This is a genomic window from Psychrobacillus sp. OK028, assembly GCF_900103605.1.
In the GTDB taxonomy this organism is placed as follows: Bacteria; Bacillota; Bacilli; order Bacillales_A; family Planococcaceae; genus Psychrobacillus.
This window is the reverse complement of sequence record NZ_FNHY01000007.1, coordinates 218831-235053: the sequence shown is the minus strand read 5'-3', so window position 1 is coordinate 235053 and position 16223 is coordinate 218831. Positions and strand designations below refer to the sequence as shown.

Sequence of the window (16223 nt, the reverse complement as noted above, 5' to 3'; positions counted from 1 at the left end):
TAGTTTGAGGCGGCTATCATGGTCGCCTTTTCTGTTAGGAGGAATAATCTTGAATAAGAAATTTGATACAGTTGCTGGAATTGCGTTTTTACTAATCGGTATACTTTTTTTCGTTGAAAGCCAAAAAATTTCAGATAGTGCATATGGTTCATCAGTAGGTCCGAAGATTTTCCCGATGGGTCTTGGAATTATTTTGACTGCACTAAGTATTCGTTTATTATATGAAACTTTTAAGATTAAAACAGAAGATACGGTAAAGGAAAAATTACAGTATAAGAAGTTTTTTATTATTTTTGGGAGTGCTATTTTATATGCATTTTTGTTAGAGAAAATAGGATATGTCGTTTCTACTTTCCTATTCTTATTAATTGCGTTCCAAACAGTAGAGCGCGGTAAAATAATCTATTCCATCATTATTTCTACGGTCTTTTCTGTCGGTGTTTATTATATGTTTTCGGAGCTTCTGGGTGGGTCATTGCCAGGGTTTCCACTGTTTTAGGGAAGGGGTTTAGCAATGGATACATTACAATTTTTAGCAGATGGCTTTGCGATTGCGTTTCAGTGGCATAATCTTCTGTTCGCATTAGTCGGAGTTATAATTGGGACGGCAGTCGGTGTCTTACCGGGAATTGGTCCAATGAGTGGTGTTGCCCTACTGATTCCTGTAACAGCAACGATGACCTCGGGAATGCCAACGGGAGCAGCTGCTGCGAGCTCAATTATTTTACTAGCAGGGGTATATTACGGAGCCATGTACGGTGGATCTACTACTTCTATTTTACTGAACACACCAGGAGAATCATCCTCGGTCGTGACTACTTTAGATGGATATCAGATGGCACAGCAAGGAAGAGCGGGAGCGGCCCTCGCTATTTCAGCTATCGGTTCATTTGTGGCGGGTATTATTTCTCTTATCGGGTTAGTACTGCTAGCAGAGCCACTGTCCAATGTTGCGATAAAGTTTGGACCAGCAGAGTACTTTTCTCTAATGTTATTAGGGTTAGCTGCTGTTAGTGGTCTAGCAGGAAAATCGATGACAAAGGCAATAATGATGACGGTATTCGGACTAATGCTTGGGACGATCGGAATAGATGCAGTTTCAGGAATTGCTCGATTTACATATGATCAGCCAATTTTATTTTCCGGCTTGGAGTTTTTAACAATTGCGGTTGGATTATTTGCGCTTGGGGAAGTTATTAAAACAATTTTAGAAAAAGACGAAGAAACAGGAAGCATAGCAAAGATCAACCGAATATTACCTACGAAGCAGGATATGAAAGATAGTTCAGTTCCAATCGTACGTGGATCTTTACTTGGTTTCTTTATTGGAGTTTTACCGGGAGCAGGAGCAACATTAGCATCGTTTTTCTCTTATACAACAGAGAAAAAGTTCAGTAAGAACCCAGAGAGTTTCGGAAAAGGTAATATCGCAGGAGTAGCAGGTCCAGAATCCGCGAACAATGCCGCTTCTGGTGGTGCCATGATTCCGCTACTTACTCTGGGGATACCAGGATCCGGAACGACTGCGATATTAATGGGCGCACTTATTATGTATAACATCCAGCCAGGCCCATTACTATTTGATGAACACCCTGAAGTTGCTTGGGGGCTTATAGCTAGTATGTTCATTGGGAATTTGATGCTACTTGTGTTAAATATGCCGTTAGTTCGGGTCTTTGCAAAAATTATTCAAACACCTAAAAAGTACCTATTACCAATGATCATTGCAATTTCTTTTTTTGGAGTATATGCGGTACAGTATACTACGTTTGACCTTTATTTATTGCTAGGATGTGGAGTGTTAGGTTATTTACTCTCTAAAAATGACTTCCCAGTGGCACCTTTAGTGCTCGCTCTTGTATTAGGTCCAATGATAGAAAATAATATGCGTCGGGCGTTAACGATTTCAAATGGCGACTTTAGTATATTTGTAACAAAACCATTATCGTTAATATTTATCGTTGCTGCAGCAGCTTGGTTGATAGTCCCACTATTGCTGAAGCTTAAAGGACGTAAAATTATTATCAATGAGGAAGATTAATAAAAAATGCAGACTTCGTAAACAGGAAGTCTGCATTTTTATTAGTTATTATTTTTTATTCATGGGGATAGTTGGGTCTTGATTGATGCCTAATAAATTTAGAGCCTGCTTTACTGTAGACATGGTGGGGATAGAGTCTAGTTTATAATCTAACTGTATAGCCGTTAGAGCCAATTCTGGTCTCAATCCAGTAATAATCGAACGTACACCAAGCAAGGACAGGACGTCATTAATCTTAAATAGATAATCTGTCACAACACTGTTTAATGTATAGATGCCAGTAAAATCCATGATTAAGCAATTAATGTCTTGTTTTTGTACCTTAAATGGGACCTCATCTAGTAGTTGTTTTGCTCGATCCTCATCGATGGAACCAACTAATGGCAATATAGCGATTCCATTTAAGACAGGGACCAATGTAGCGGATAGTTCATTGATTTCTTTCCTAATTTCACGTTGCTTCAATTCTGTTTCTTTTCGATAGGTAATATCTCTAACATAAGTTTGGATTGCTTTTGTCTCTCCTATTTGGACTGGGTGACAATATAGTTCAACTTCTACGGTAGTCCCATCCATCCGGTAAATAGTTTCTTCTATAACTTTAGCCGGCTGTAGATAGGCAGATTCTATTCTTTTTTCAATAGCTACTTTGGAGGATTCCTGGAAAATATCTAAAGGACTGGCCCCAATTATATTATCTTTAGTCGCTCTAAAAAAAACTTCGGCGGTATGATTCACATCGATTATGCGAAGATTGGTATGTATAATTAACGGATCAAGTGAGTATTCCATTATCTCACGGTAATCAATTTGCGATATGTTTTCGTTCATCTACAAGAACTCCTTAATATTTGTTTATCTCATGTTTTATGAAATAAAAGAGATATGGTGTTACATTTTAATTCCACTAATCATAACATTCATTTCGTAAATATAATATGTATAGGGACTGGTTGACGAAAATAGATCTTGAAACTATTTCTATTTCTTCTTTTAATCATTTCAATAGACAAATACCAAAAAGTGTTATATAGTTAGGACAATAATTAAATTGCTTAGATAGAAACAATGAATTCACATATTACAAAAGGTAATCGTGAGTCTTCGGTAGCTTTTTGTAATATGTGAATTTTTTTATTCACCAAAAATGGAGGTTTTTTACATGACACAAGGTACAGTAAAATGGTTTAACGCAGAAAAAGGTTTTGGATTTATCGAGGTTGAAGGCGGAAACGACGTATTCGCTCATTTCTCAGCAATCCAAGGCGAAGGATTCAAATCTCTTGACGAAGGTCAAAAAGTTGAATTTGACGTAGAAGATGGTCAACGTGGACCACAAGCAGTAAACATCGTAAAACTTTAATTCTTAAGAATTTTAAGTAAAGATCATACTGTTAAAGGAGATACTCTTTCGGGAGTGTCTCTTTTTTTGTCTTGTTTTTTAATATCGGAAAATTCAAATTGCATTTTTTTTGGTAAACTACATAAGAGGAAAAGGAGGGGTTAGGATGAAAAAATTATTGCTAACCGGATTTGAACCGTTTTTGTCATTCACAGTGAATCCAACCATGAAAATTGTAGAGGAATTAAACAGAACGACAATAGGTGAGTATGAGGTGATGAGCAGAGTTCTCTCGGTTGACTTTGCGCAGGCAGGAGCTCATCTAATTCATCTCCTGGAAGAGATAAAGCCAGATGCCGTTATTTCATTAGGATTAGCTGGAGGAAGATATAAAATCACTCCAGAACGCATTGCAATCAATGTAAAAGATGGTGCTGCAGACAATCATGGACATACGCCATTAGACGAAACAATCCAGTTAGATGGCGAACCCGGCTACTTTTCGACACTGCCTATCCGTTCGATGGTGGATGAACTTATAAAAGAAGGTCTTCCTGCTACTATTTCGAATACTGCAGGTACATACCTATGCAATAACGTCATGTACGAAGCATTACATTATGCGAAAATGAACAAGCTAGACATGCCCTGCGGATTCATTCATATACCTGCATCTCATGAGTTAGCAATTCAAAATGGGAAAATTCCAAGCTGGTCGCACGCTGATTTAAAACGAGGAATTGAAATTTGTATAGAGGTGCTAGGGAAGGAATAGTAAAACCAATCATACAAAAAAGAACCCTTGGTAGCAAAAGTTATCAAGGGTTCAATATTTAGATATATTTAATGAATCAACTTATCGTTATATTCTGAAATTGAAACATAATTGCTACTAATCCGTACAAAAGGAAGGAGGGGATTTATATGTGGGAAGAGTTACAGCAACGTCAATCGATTTTAAAGATGGAAATTAACAAAAGGGATAAGGTAAAAAGAAAACAGCAAAAATTGGAAGAGCAATTAGAAACAGCATTACATAAGAAACAAGAGTATTGGACACGATTAAAAGCAGAACAAAAAGATGTGGAAAACCTAGACGGGTTTTCAATCTTGAAAATGGTTCGAACTTGGACGGGCAAGCAGGACGAAATTCGAGAGAAGGAGCTAGCAGAGTTAGCGGCTGTAGAAGCGAAGTATAGGGAAATTGAAAAAACAGTAATAGATTTGGAACAGGATATAGACGCCAATGAACGAGAACTATATCAAGCAGGTTGGGAATCTATTGATATAGAATGGGAGAAGCTGATTCAAGAAAAAGAGCAATGGATTTTCGGAAATAACCAGGAACAGGCATCTCAACTCGAAAAGTTGTACGAGCAAAAGGCGTTTCTTGCAACGAGTATCCGTGAAATAACAGAAGCTATCACTGCTGGTAATGAAGCAAAAATCTCTTTAAAAAGAGCACTAAAGTCACTAGAAGGTGCAAAGGATTACTCTACTTGGGATACTTTTTTAGGGGGCGGATTAATCGCCACTTCTCTAAAACATAGTAAACTAGACGAATCGGAAGATGCTATTCATACTGCCCAGCGTTCTCTACAAAGATTTCATACAGAACTGTTAGATATCCAGCAAATAAAGGCCGACAACTTATCTGTTGGAAGGGATAGCTTTGTTACATTTGCAGATTATGTATTCGATGATATCTTTTCTGCATGGTCCACCCATTCCAAAATTAATAATTCGATAGATCGCTTGAACAAGACACTACGGGATTTAGCTAACATCTCTGATCAATTACAGAAGCAACTAAAACTAGATCAAGATAATCTACATAGTGTAGAAGCAGAAATTGTTCAGATTATTGAACGGTAAAAATGAATGACATGAAAATGCAAGCACCTATTCAAGACTATACATTAAGCACTTATTATGAGTAATTAACATGTACTAGCTGCCTTAATAAAAGTATACGCACATCCATATATTATATGATGGAAATTGACGCTATCTGTCATTATTTCTTGGGAAATAATTTGACAATAAAATTGTCTGTTAGACAAATGAAATCCCTTCGTTATAGTATAATTTTATGTCACAGCGGCTAGTATAAAGTAAATTCTGTCTCAGGAGGAAACCCGATGTATGATCCAACTATATTTGAAAACCTAAAAGTAGCATTTGAAAATAATGTTTATGACTTAGATAATTTAGAACAAAAGATAGACATCAAAAATCGAGTCGATCAAATGGATCTTTCGGTTATTGCAAGAACTTTTAAGATTGAATTTGCGCTAGTCGATCAATCCGATATAACAGCCGAAATAATTTTAGATGCATCTTTAGAAGACTTAGCAGGAGAAATACTAGAAATAGCTAATAAAGATGTAGGTTGTACACTAGCATTGAAATTCCACAAAAGTATACAAAATCCCGATTTACAATGCGAGGAAATTGAACAAGCGATAAAAGATATTTGGGAAGATGATATAGAGTTAACTCAAACACTCAGTTTTGTATACGGAACAGAACTTTCTAGTTATACGAATGCAATAGAAGTAAAGTTCAAACAGAAGATAAATGAAGATCAAATAAGGGATATTGCAATGTTTCTAGAACATGTTTTAGAAACCCTCCATATGTTTACAAAATTATAATAATCACTTTACTAGCTTTTTGTGAGGATATGGTATATAGTAAGGATAATAATTAAATTGCTTAGATAGAAACAATGAATTCACATATTACAAAAGGTAATCGTGAGTATTCGGTAGCTTTTTGTAATATGTGAATTTTTTTATTCACCATAATGGAGGTTTTTTACATGACACAAGGTACAGTAAAATGGTTTAACGCAGAAAAAGGTTTTGGATTTATCGAGGTTGAAGGCGGAAACGACGTATTCGCTCATTTCTCAGCAATCCAAGGCGACGGATTCAAATCTCTTGACGAAGGTCAAAAAGTTGAATTTGACGTAGAAGATGGTCAACGTGGACCACAAGCAGTTAACATTGTAAAACTTTAATTCCTCGGAATTAATCCAATAGTTAGCGAAATGACATCCTTTCATAGGGTGTCTTTTTTTGTGTGCACAATAAGTTTTTATTTGGAAAAAATACCCTATTCCAACTTGCAGGTCAAAAATTCCAACTAAACTGTTCCAAATTCCAACTAACCCCCTCAAAATTCCAACTAAACGAATATTGTGGTCCCAAATGATATCTACACGCCTGATATCGATACTAGTTTCCAGTTGATGATGGACGATTTGGTAGTCTTTCGACATGATCACCCATGTGTACACATGAGGTCAGCTTTTATTCAACGAAAGTGATAATATTAGACGTATAGAAACATCGGAATGGGATGAGCCAAAACATGAGCAATACACATATATTTTCAAAACGTGAAGAGATAGCTAATGCAATTATTCATGGGATAGGAGCTCTTTTTAGCATAGCTGCTCTTGTCATATTAATCGTATCCTCGGTAATGCATGGAACAGCTTGGCATGTTGTAAGTTTTACATTGTTTGGATCATCGATGGTCCTTTTATATTTGTCCTCTACACTGGTCCACAGTTTTCCAGCGGGACGTGTAAAAGATTTCTTTGAGATTATGGATCACTCAGCTATCTACTTTTTTATCGCTGGAACGTATACGCCTTTCTTATTCCTTGCTGTTAAAGGAGCATTAGGGTGGACATTGTTCGGTGTTGTATGGGGTCTTGCTATTGGGGGGACCGTGTTTAAAGCCTTTTTTGTGAAACGTTTTTTACATACTTCCACATTGTTATATGTCGTAATGGGTTGGTTAATGGTATTTGGATGGAAACCACTTCTGGAGAATGTATCATCCCAAGGGCTTATCCTACTCGCTATTGGAGGCATCTTGTATACAGTAGGAGCAATATTTTACGTTTGGCGTGGCTTTACGTATCATCACGCAGTGTGGCATGTGTTTGTGCTCGCAGCATCAATCCTACATTTCTTTGCTGTTATGACGTTGCTCCCGTAAGAAAGATTAAATAGCATACTACTTCAACTCAGAATTACACTTATTTTGTAAACTAAACATTTTAGAAAACCAAGCCTATTCATCGGGCTTGGTTTTTTTTACTTGTCTAACCTTTATAATAGATAAATATAAAAGTTGTACAAAGTATTTTAATAAAGGTTATACAAACTATTGACAGTATTTTTAGAAGATGTTATTTTTAACTCACTAAGTAAAACGAAAACGGAAATACTTTATGGAGGATAAAAGAATGTACCTATTTAAAACCTATGTGATTACAATTATTGTGTTTTTCTTAATAGATATTATATGGCTCGGTTTTATTTCTAAAAATTTGTACCAAGAAAAGCTTGGACATTTGATGAAAGCTGATGTGAACTGGGTTGCAGCTGGCCTTTTCTATTTATTATTTATAGCAGGTTTACTATTTTTCGTGATAAATCCAGCACTTGCAAAGGATAGCTGGACGTATGCACTTTTAGCTGGTGGCTTCTTTGGAATGATTGCTTATGCAACATACGATATGACTAATCTTGCAACCTTAAAGGATTGGCCAATCCAAGTAACCATCTTAGATATTATTTGGGGAACTATATTATGTGGTGTAACATCGATGATTACATTCTTCGTCATGAGCCATTTTGGAGGTGCAGAAGGATGACAGTGCAATATATGAATAGCGAAAATCTATATTTTGGTTTTTTAGCAGGAGCTCGGGAAGTTATAAAGCAAAAAAACGATCTCAATAAAATCAACGTATTTCCAGTAGCTGATGGAGATACAGGCACTAATCTAGCATTTACGATGAATGCAATCATTGAAGAAGCGAGTGTACAAAATTCTGCTAAAAAAACGATGGAAACTATTGCGGATGCAGCTTTGGTCGGTGCCAGAGGAAATTCGGGTATTATTTTTGCTCAATTTATTAATGGGTTGTACATGGGACTAGAAGATAAGGAAGAAATCTCTATCCAAGGATTCTCTGACTCTGTATCAATCGCTGTGACATACGCTCATAAAGCTATTTCCAATCCTGTAGAAGGTACGATGATAACAGTAATGCGGGATTGGGCAAATTCACTAGACAAATTAAAACATATAGCAACCGATTTTACCGAAGTATTTTCCAAATCTATGATAATAGCACTGCAATCATTAAAGGAAACACCGAATAAATTAAAGATATTAAAGGATGCTTCTGTAGTAGATTCTGGGGCGAAAGGATTTATCCATTTCCTAGAAGGATTTGGGCAATTCATTCAAACAGGAAAGAGCCATACATCACCAGTTGGAATGGTGGAGAATATAGACCAGTTTGAAAATGTTCATACACATGATAGCCAGGATTTAAGCCACAGGTATTGCACGGAAGCGCTCGTAAAAGGAGAAAACTTAGATTTAGAGCAGATTAGATTGACTCTAAGTGATCTGGGAGATTCTTTAATAGTTGCAGGCAATGAAAACAAAATACGCATTCATGTTCATACAAACACACCAGCTATCTTGTTTCACCGTTTAAAAAGCTACGGACAAATCATTCAACAAAAGGCAGATGATATGCTAAGACAATACGAGGCAGGGTATGCCAGAAAGCATAAAATAGCACTCGTTACTGATTCTATAGCAGACCTACCAAAGGACTTAATGGACAAACATCAAATACACATGATTCCATTGAATCTTATCGTAGACGAGAGCAATTACTTAGATAAACTAACGATCAGTCCGACTTATTTATATGAGTTAATGGATAAAGGAGAAAATTATCCGACATCTTCGCAGCCCACACGTAAAGCGGCGGAGGAATTCTTAAACTTTTTATCTACAAACTATGATTCTGTTGTTGTGGTAACAGTTTCGAAGGAAATGAGTGGGACATTTGAAACGATTACTAAAGCTGCCCAACATCTACAGAACGCCGGGAAGAAAATTGCGGTAATAGATTCTAAGTCGAATTCGGCAGCACAAGGGTTAATCGTATTAAAAGCAGCGGAATCTATTGAAGCAGGAAAGTCATTTGAAGAAGTTGTAAATCAAACAGAAAAAGCAGTACAAAACACGAAGATATTTGTACATGTTAAAACATTAAAATACATGGTTAGATCTGGTCGCCTCAATAAAATAACGGGTATGGCTGGCAAACTATTGAACCTGAAGCCAGTTGTTTCGATTGATGAGAATGGGCAAGGCATTATTCTTGGGAAAGCTTTAAGTAACAGCTCCAGCAAAAGGAAAATGCGGGAACTTGTAAGTGAAATAGCACATACAAAGAAGATAACTGAGTATTCCATCGTACATGCTGATGCCGAAGAGCAAGCTGGACAATATGCCAAGGTATTCAGTTCAATAATTGGAAGAGAACCGACATATATCACGAATATTTCATCCATCGTCGCGATGAATGCAGGGGTCGGATGCGTGGCAATTGCTTTAACAACTGAGTAAAGGGGGAATGGACGAAAATGAATATATACTTCGAAATATTACTTGTATTATTGGCATTTTTCTTTGTCGTATTTTTAATTGGGCAGGCAAAAAAGAATAATGGTTTAGTAGATATTGCATGGGGTTTAGGATTTGTCATTGTAGCAGTTTATAGTTATTTTGCAAGTGAATTTCAAACAGAACGTGCGGTAGTCGTTACAATTTTAGTAGCTTTATGGGGACTTCGTCTAGGATATTATTTATTCCGTAGAAATTGGAGTAAGGAGGAAGATTACAGATACGTGAATATGCGTAAACGTTGGGGTACGACTAAATCGAAATACGTGAAGATGTTCTTAAATGTATATCTTCTTCAGCTAATCCTGCTGTTTATCATTGCACAGCCGATTATAAAGGTGAACAAATCATCAGAAGTCGGATTAGGCTGGATAGATTATATTGGTATAGCAATATGGATTATTGGTTACATTTTCGAGGTAGTAGGAGATAGTCAGCTTAAAGCGTTTATAAGCAAACCGGAAAATAAGGGTAGGTTGATGAAATACGGATTGTGGAAATATACTCGCCATCCTAATTATTTTGGAGAAGCAACTATGTGGTGGGGAATTTACATTATCTCGCTATCCGTTCCAAATGGCTGGACAGGATTTTATAGCCCACTAATCATTACATTACTACTGCTATTTGTATCGGGAGTTCCGTTGCTTGAGAAAAAATATAAAAAACATCCCGAGTGGCCGGAGTATGAAAGAACGACTAGTAAATTCTTGCCGATGCCGACAAAAGGAGCATAAGTTATTAACGGACTATTCTGGATGTGCCTTTCTATTCTCTGTTCCGCGCTACAAATGTTATAATGAAAATTACATGTTTTGAAGCAGAATTTAGAGAAGAGGATAGTTATGAACAAAAATTCTATATATGGATTAACATTGCAACAACTAATAGAGTGGCTCGAAACGCATGGCCACAAAAAGTCTAGAGCACTACAAGTTTGGGATTGGCTATATAGAAAACGTGTCACGAATTTCGCAGACATGACAGATGTGCATGAAGAATGTATTCAATTATTGCAAGAACACTTTACAATTCAAACGTTAACGGAGCATGTAAAGCAGGAAGCGTCCGATGGAACGATGAAGTTCTTGTTTAAATTACAGGATGGAAACTTGATCGAAACGGTTATGATGAGACATAAATACGGTATATCGGTTTGTGTAACAACTCAGGTAGGATGTAATATTGGCTGTAGTTTTTGTGCAAGTGGGTTACTCGCTAAAAGTCGTGATTTATCTAGCGGAGAAATTGTAGAGCAGATAATGAATATCCAATTGCATCTAGATCAACTTGAGCAAAATGACGTTGTGAGTCATATTGTCGTAATGGGAATTGGAGAGCCATTTGATAATTTTGCTAATCTTTTAGACTTTTTAAATGTAGTGATCGATCATAAAGGACTGGCAATAGCAGCTAGAAAGATAACTGTTTCTACGAGTGGAATTGTCAATAAAATATACGAATTCACCGATACGAAGATTCCAGTAAATCTAGCTATATCTTTACATGCACCGAACAACGAGCTACGCACAAGAATTATGAAGATAAATCGTGCCATGCCAATAGAAAAGCTAATGGAATCCCTTAAATATTATTTAGCAAAAAACAACCGTAGAATTACGATTGAATATATTCTATTGAAGGACGTAAATGATACGAAAGAGGTAGCGGAGGAGCTTGCTGATTTACTTCATGACATAAAAGATCAGCTTTACGTTAACTTGATACCGTATAATCCTGTCGATGAACACAGCCAGTACCAAAGAAGTGAGCAGGAATCTGTACTATCGTTCTACGATACGCTGAAAAAGAGAGGCGTCAATTGTAAAATTCGTCAAGAACACGGAACAGACATTGATGCAGCTTGTGGTCAGTTGAGAAGTAAGCAGCTTAAAAAGGAAAAAGTGCGTTAATAGAGTATTAACTATTAGTAGCACTTCGAATAACCATGAAATATATTCATGATAATAATTTATTCAAACACTCGGAGTAGATTTTTACCTGAGTGTTTTTTTATATTTAGGTGAAATAGGGAAAACTATATCTTTGTTTGGCGAAAGATGCCATTTATTTTATGGACAGCAATTTTAATGATACGATAACAGTATAATACTTAATGTTGAGGGGGGATTCCGTGTTTTTGGAAAAGCTGAAGAACGAACTACATGCTAAGCAACCGCTTTTTATAGGGGAGGACACAGCGCTTCGTTTTGCTGTTTTAATACCACTAGTGGAAGTGGATAACGAGTGGCATGTCCTATTCGAGGTTCGTTCATTAACAATGCGAAAACAACCAGGGGATATTAGTTTCCCAGGTGGTCGAATCGATCCTTCAGATGCATCACCGATGGATGCGGCGATACGAGAAACCCATGAAGAGCTGGGGATCGATCCGTCATGTATCCAGGTACTTGGACAGATGAGTGCATATATTGCTTCTCCGTCCTTTGTTGTTTATCCATTTGTTGCGACGATCGATCATCACCAAATCGAATCCTTTAATAAAGAAGAGGTAGAGGCAGTATTTACGATCCCAGTGAGCTGGCTACTGACCCATGAGCCGTATATGCACACTGTCTCCGTGCAACCAATGCCGCCAGTAGATTTTCCATTTGAAAAAATTGTCAACGGGGATAAATACCAATGGAGACCCCGAGATATAGAGGAATGGTTTTATGATTATGAAAAATATACAATTTGGGGCTTAACTGCGAGAGTATTAAAACATTTTGTAGAGACGATAAAATAGTTTTTGTCCCTATGTAAGAAACATTGTTGCTAGTTTCCTGCATAGGGACAATTCATTTTACTTACTATTGTTTATTTGTGTTTTCATCACTTCAGCCAAATGATTGGAATTTGGATTTTCTTCTTCTTTTAGTTTTCCGATGATGTTTTGGTAATCCTCTTCATTTCGATTCTGACTTAATTTATATGCTGCTTGAAATTCTTGTACTTTAATCTTAAAACCGACAATCCCTTTTAGTTCACTTTCGAGTAGTTGAGGAGACAATCTATCCCATAAAATTGGGTTCTCACGATGTTTCTCATACTTCTCTAGCAACGCTATCAGATCTTGTTTCAACTCTTCTTCCCCTAATAGACTTGCTTGCCCATATACATGTACTGCTTGGTAATTCCAAGTGGGTACATTTTCATGACCATACCAGGAAGAAGATATATAACTATGTGGTCCTTGATAAATAACTAGAACTTCCTCGCATGATTCGAATGTTCGCCATTGAGGATTCCCATATGCCATATGTCCAGTTATATAATAATCCTCTCCCTGTTTATGAAGCTGTAATGGAAGGTGGGAAGCAATAGGTTTCCCCTTTTTGGTTGTGACCAATGTTGCAAAAGAGTTCTCCTTCATAAACTCTGTAATCTCATCGACATTTGTAACTTTAAAAAATTTTGGAATATACATAATGCTTTCTCCTTTCTATATTAAAAAGATTTTTAGGAATTTTAGTGGAGTGATCACAAACTAAAAAAAGTTTATGGACCAAGCAGTAATACTAACAGCAGCTAATAACACATGAATGAAATCACCTGTTGCAATGCCTAGACCGGTTATAATACCTGTTTTGGTTCCAGATTGAGCTGAACGTGTGATCATTAATAAGACAGCAGGACCAGGTATTAAAAACAATCCGAAGACAACTAGAATAAATGTACTCAACTCTGCAATATTTAGCATCGAATCCCCCTAATACTTTTCTGATTATTTTTAAAGTTTATAGATATCTGTTAGTCAACATAGTAATATATTAATTGACATATAAAAAGGTACAAATTAAAGATAATATACATGTCAGAGGTGGTTTGAAATGAAAAATATCATCTTTGCTTTAGAGAATAACGGTTCTAAATACAAACAGATATATGAGCGATTTAAATTATTCATTGAGCAGGGTGACCTACTAGCAGATGAACAACTCCCATCCATTCGTCAGTTGGCAGATTCCCTGCATGTCAGTCGCAATACAACATTAATGGCTTATGATCAGCTAGTGGCAGAAGGTTACATTCGTGGAGAGGGAAGAAAAGGCTACTTTGTTAATGAATTAGAGGCCCATTTATTTCAGCAGGGAAACATCCCTGTTCCTAGTAAGCAGACACAACAGGTGATACCTATTTCTGTTGATTTTAAAGCAGGTGCTGTAGATCAAACAAACTTCCCTCTAAAAGCTTGGAGAAGAATAAGTAACTCGGTCCTTACCTTACAGGAGAGTTTTCAATATGGCGATCCTTTTGGTGAGATTTGCTTGAGAGAACAGATTGCTGCTTATTTACTCCAATCGCGTGGGGTAAAGACAGATCCAAATGCCATTATTATTGGTAGCAGCACGCAACAAATGTTGATAAATCTTGGACAAATTCTAAAGGATGATTTCCCTAGCGTGATTGTGGAGGACCCGGGGTATGATGGAGCAAAAGAGGCATTTCTATTTCATCGGTTCACACTCGAAACTTTACCAGTCGATGAAACTGGCGCTGATTTTTCACAATTAGAAAATACGATGTCGCGCTTAATTTATGTAACACCCTCCCACCAAAGCCCAATAGGTGTAAGCATGTCTATTTCCCAAAGGCAAAAGCTAATTCAGTGGGTTACTAAAAGAAAAGGATATATTATTGAAGACGATTATGATAGTGAATTTCGCTATACACAACAACCATTTCCGGCACTTGCTTCTATAGATTCAACAAGAGTCATCTACCTAGGGAATTTCTCCAAGTCTTTTCTTCCAGGTATTCGTCTATGTTATATGGTATTGCCACCGTTACTCTTAGACCGTTATATATCGCAATTTCAATATTTTGAAAGTACCACATCCCTGCTTAGCCAGCTTACAATGGCGGAATTTATGGAAGAGGGGGAGTGGAGCCGCCATATTAAACGGATGCGACTTGTTTACAAACGGAAAATGCAGTGTATAGCTTCAGAATTGAGAAAGCAATTCGAACACCATATTACCATAATTGGAGAGCAGTCTGGTTTGTATGTATTAGTTAAGGTACATCTAAATCGTTCAGAAGAATGGTTAATTGAGCGTGCTTCCATTTATGGGGTTAAAGTGTATCCTACTTCCATCTATTTCCTAGAAAATCATTCCGCGGAAGCAATTATTAAACTTGGATTCAGTAATCTTACCTTTGATGAAATTCAAGAAGGTGTGAAGCTTTTAAAACAGGCTTGGGGAGGCTAATATTATTTCTTTATGCCTTTTATTGAAATTGTATTGGACACAGCACATAAACAAACTCTAGTAGATCACGAATGCTTTTTTTCTTCTTCAACTAACCTACTCATTAGATTAAGTCAAAACTAAACCTTGCCTTTAACAGACCCAAAGTTTCTTATATAGGACATACAAAAAACCGATTTCCAATAGGAAATCGGTTTTTCAATATAATTATTCTTTACTAATGAATCCAGCTTCTTGAAGGAATTCTTTAGCAACTAGTTCAACCATCTGTCCTTCGTTATCCACTTTTGCATTCATTTCCTGCATTGCTGTTTCATCAATTTTACCAGCTAATTCTAAAAGCACTTCTCCAACTTCGGGGTATTGTTCTAGTATTTCTGTACGAACAAGGGGAAGAGCGTGATAAGGTGGGAAATAGCTTTTATCATCTTCTAACACACGCAAATTATACATTTGTAATTGACCATCGGTTGTATAAGAGTTAATCACATCTACCTCTTTAGAATTAATGGAGCGATACATAATTCCATGGTCCATTCCTTTTACATCCTTAAATTGGAGATCATATTCTTCTTGAAAACCTGGCAATCCATCGGGACGATCGATAAATTCAAAAACTGCCCCTAGGATAAAATCATCCGAAACTTTAGCGAAGTCACTAAATGTTCTAACTCCCAATGACTCAGCTTCATCTTCATCAAGCGCTAATGTATACGTATTGTTGAATCCAAAAGATTCTAGAGCGGTTATACCATCAGCTGAAACTAATTCTTTAGTTTTAGCTAGCGTTTCATCTGCAGTACCAGCAGTTCCTTGATAATAGTTAATAACGATCGTGCCTGTATAGTCTGCAATAACGTCAATTTTATCATTAAGCATAGCAGTCCAAACAACGTTAGATCCACCGAGGTTTTCTTTATAGATTACATCAATACCTGTTTTTTCCTCAATTAGTTGTCCCATCAGATTAGATAAAATAATACTTTCCGTATTATTTCGAGACCCTACGATTAAGGCATCCTTTTCTATGAATATACAGCCTGACAGTGTTGTTGCTATTAGTAATAGTGATAAGCATTTAATAATTAATCGTTTATTCATGTAG

At 36.7% G+C, this 16223-nt stretch carries 18 protein-coding genes; 14 read left to right on the top strand and 4 right to left on the bottom strand.

Annotated elements, in window-relative coordinates; translation table 11 throughout:
* Window positions 1-49: 49 nt before the first annotated feature.
* Both BLR36_RS13475 and BLR36_RS13470 read left to right on the top strand, forming a co-directional pair.
* Window positions 50-499 carry a tripartite tricarboxylate transporter TctB family protein gene (locus BLR36_RS13475; RefSeq protein WP_093062260.1) on the top strand — a complete coding sequence of 150 codons (450 nt, stop codon included), beginning with the start codon at window positions 50-52 and terminating at the stop codon, window positions 497-499.
* Between the two features lie 15 nt (window positions 500-514).
* The gene (locus BLR36_RS13470; protein WP_093062259.1) at window positions 515-2041 is read left to right on the top strand and encodes a tripartite tricarboxylate transporter permease; all 1527 of its coding nucleotides are present in this window, start codon (window positions 515-517) and stop codon (window positions 2039-2041) included.
* A 48-nt stretch (window positions 2042-2089) separates the two neighbouring features.
* Here the strand turns inward: BLR36_RS13470 and BLR36_RS13465 are convergent, their stop codons facing one another.
* Window positions 2090-2872 carry a PAS domain S-box protein gene (locus tag BLR36_RS13465; RefSeq protein ID WP_093062258.1) on the bottom strand — a complete coding sequence of 261 codons (783 nt, stop codon included), beginning with the start codon at window positions 2870-2872 and terminating at the stop codon, window positions 2090-2092.
* A gap of 331 nt (window positions 2873-3203) precedes the next feature.
* Between BLR36_RS13465 and BLR36_RS13460 the strand changes: the two genes are divergently transcribed.
* The 11 genes from BLR36_RS13460 (at window position 3204) to BLR36_RS13410 (ending at window position 12651) form a co-directional block, all read left to right on the top strand.
* Window positions 3204-3404, top strand: coding sequence for a cold-shock protein (locus tag BLR36_RS13460; RefSeq protein WP_090568674.1), 201 nt, complete (start codon window positions 3204-3206; stop codon window positions 3402-3404).
* Between the two features lie 145 nt (window positions 3405-3549).
* On the top strand, window positions 3550-4158 hold the full coding sequence (gene pcp, locus BLR36_RS13455) for a pyroglutamyl-peptidase I (protein WP_093062257.1): 609 nt from the start codon (window positions 3550-3552) through the stop codon (window positions 4156-4158).
* Between the two features lie 149 nt (window positions 4159-4307).
* Window positions 4308-5258, top strand: coding sequence for a hypothetical protein (locus BLR36_RS13450; RefSeq protein ID WP_093062256.1), 951 nt, complete (start codon window positions 4308-4310; stop codon window positions 5256-5258).
* A gap of 266 nt (window positions 5259-5524) precedes the next feature.
* Entirely contained in the window at window positions 5525-6040 is a 516-nt protein-coding gene (locus BLR36_RS13445) for a hypothetical protein (RefSeq protein WP_093062255.1), read from the top strand.
* Between the two features lie 167 nt (window positions 6041-6207).
* On the top strand, window positions 6208-6408 hold the full coding sequence (locus tag BLR36_RS13440; protein ID WP_090568691.1) for a cold-shock protein: 201 nt from the start codon (window positions 6208-6210) through the stop codon (window positions 6406-6408).
* Window positions 6409-6761: 353 nt separating this feature from the next.
* The gene (locus tag BLR36_RS13435) at window positions 6762-7400 is read left to right on the top strand and encodes a PAQR family membrane homeostasis protein TrhA (protein WP_093062254.1); all 639 of its coding nucleotides are present in this window, start codon (window positions 6762-6764) and stop codon (window positions 7398-7400) included.
* Between the two features lie 250 nt (window positions 7401-7650).
* Entirely contained in the window at window positions 7651-8061 is a 411-nt protein-coding gene (locus BLR36_RS13430) for a DUF2177 family protein (RefSeq protein WP_093062253.1), read from the top strand.
* Window positions 8058-9845: a DAK2 domain-containing protein gene (locus BLR36_RS13425; RefSeq protein WP_175454082.1), complete on the top strand. Its 1788-nt coding sequence runs from the start codon at window positions 8058-8060 to the stop codon at window positions 9843-9845. The genes BLR36_RS13430 and BLR36_RS13425 overlap by 4 nt, the downstream gene beginning before the upstream one ends.
* Before the next feature lie 17 nt (window positions 9846-9862).
* Window positions 9863-10639, top strand: a complete 777-nt coding sequence (locus BLR36_RS13420; protein ID WP_093062251.1) for a DUF1295 domain-containing protein — start codon at window positions 9863-9865, stop codon at window positions 10637-10639.
* Between the two features lie 108 nt (window positions 10640-10747).
* Window positions 10748-11815, top strand: a complete 1068-nt coding sequence (gene rlmN / locus BLR36_RS13415) for a dual-specificity RNA methyltransferase RlmN (protein ID WP_093062250.1) — start codon at window positions 10748-10750, stop codon at window positions 11813-11815.
* Window positions 11816-12036: 221 nt separating this feature from the next.
* Window positions 12037-12651, top strand: a complete 615-nt coding sequence (locus BLR36_RS13410) for an NUDIX hydrolase (RefSeq protein WP_093062249.1) — start codon at window positions 12037-12039, stop codon at window positions 12649-12651.
* Between the two features lie 57 nt (window positions 12652-12708).
* On the opposite strand, the gene BLR36_RS13405 is transcribed toward BLR36_RS13410, so the two are convergent.
* Together BLR36_RS13405 and BLR36_RS13400 are read right to left on the bottom strand one after the other, a co-directional pair.
* The gene (locus tag BLR36_RS13405; protein WP_093062248.1) at window positions 12709-13332 is read right to left on the bottom strand and encodes an FMN-binding negative transcriptional regulator; all 624 of its coding nucleotides are present in this window, start codon (window positions 13330-13332) and stop codon (window positions 12709-12711) included.
* Between the two features lie 60 nt (window positions 13333-13392).
* Window positions 13393-13605 (bottom strand): LysE family transporter, encoded by a 213-nt coding sequence (locus BLR36_RS13400; protein WP_093062247.1) that lies wholly within the window; start codon window positions 13603-13605, stop codon window positions 13393-13395.
* A gap of 130 nt (window positions 13606-13735) precedes the next feature.
* Between BLR36_RS13400 and BLR36_RS13395 the strand changes: the two genes are divergently transcribed.
* Window positions 13736-15118 carry a MocR-like pyridoxine biosynthesis transcription factor PdxR gene (locus BLR36_RS13395; protein ID WP_093062246.1) on the top strand — a complete coding sequence of 461 codons (1383 nt, stop codon included), beginning with the start codon at window positions 13736-13738 and terminating at the stop codon, window positions 15116-15118.
* Window positions 15119-15325: 207 nt separating this feature from the next.
* On the opposite strand, the gene BLR36_RS13390 is transcribed toward BLR36_RS13395, so the two are convergent.
* Window positions 15326-16219, bottom strand: a complete 894-nt coding sequence (locus tag BLR36_RS13390) for a glycine betaine ABC transporter substrate-binding protein (protein WP_093062245.1) — start codon at window positions 16217-16219, stop codon at window positions 15326-15328.
* Between the last annotated feature and the right edge of the window lie 4 nt (window positions 16220-16223).

Coding starts and splice junctions, on each gene's coding strand:
- BLR36_RS13470 (WP_093062259.1), top strand. CDS start 515: ATGGATACATTACAATTTTTAGCAGATGGCTTTGCGATTGCGTTTCAG.
- BLR36_RS13465 (WP_093062258.1), bottom strand. CDS start 2,872: ATGAACGAAAACATATCGCAAATTGATTACCGTGAGATAATGGAATAC.
- BLR36_RS13460 (WP_090568674.1), top strand. CDS start 3,204: ATGACACAAGGTACAGTAAAATGGTTTAACGCAGAAAAAGGTTTTGGA.
- pcp (WP_093062257.1), top strand. CDS start 3,550: ATGAAAAAATTATTGCTAACCGGATTTGAACCGTTTTTGTCATTCACA.
- BLR36_RS13450 (WP_093062256.1), top strand. CDS start 4,308: ATGTGGGAAGAGTTACAGCAACGTCAATCGATTTTAAAGATGGAAATT.
- BLR36_RS13445 (WP_093062255.1), top strand. CDS start 5,525: ATGTATGATCCAACTATATTTGAAAACCTAAAAGTAGCATTTGAAAAT.
- BLR36_RS13440 (WP_090568691.1), top strand. CDS start 6,208: ATGACACAAGGTACAGTAAAATGGTTTAACGCAGAAAAAGGTTTTGGA.
- BLR36_RS13435 (WP_093062254.1), top strand. CDS start 6,762: ATGAGCAATACACATATATTTTCAAAACGTGAAGAGATAGCTAATGCA.
- BLR36_RS13430 (WP_093062253.1), top strand. CDS start 7,651: ATGTACCTATTTAAAACCTATGTGATTACAATTATTGTGTTTTTCTTA.
- BLR36_RS13425 (WP_175454082.1), top strand. CDS start 8,058: ATGACAGTGCAATATATGAATAGCGAAAATCTATATTTTGGTTTTTTA.
- BLR36_RS13420 (WP_093062251.1), top strand. CDS start 9,863: ATGAATATATACTTCGAAATATTACTTGTATTATTGGCATTTTTCTTT.
- rlmN (WP_093062250.1), top strand. CDS start 10,748: ATGAACAAAAATTCTATATATGGATTAACATTGCAACAACTAATAGAG.
- BLR36_RS13405 (WP_093062248.1), bottom strand. CDS start 13,332: ATGTATATTCCAAAATTTTTTAAAGTTACAAATGTCGATGAGATTACA.
- BLR36_RS13400 (WP_093062247.1), bottom strand. CDS start 13,605: ATGCTAAATATTGCAGAGTTGAGTACATTTATTCTAGTTGTCTTCGGA.
- BLR36_RS13395 (WP_093062246.1), top strand. CDS start 13,736: ATGAAAAATATCATCTTTGCTTTAGAGAATAACGGTTCTAAATACAAA.
- BLR36_RS13390 (WP_093062245.1), bottom strand. CDS start 16,219: ATGAATAAACGATTAATTATTAAATGCTTATCACTATTACTAATAGCA.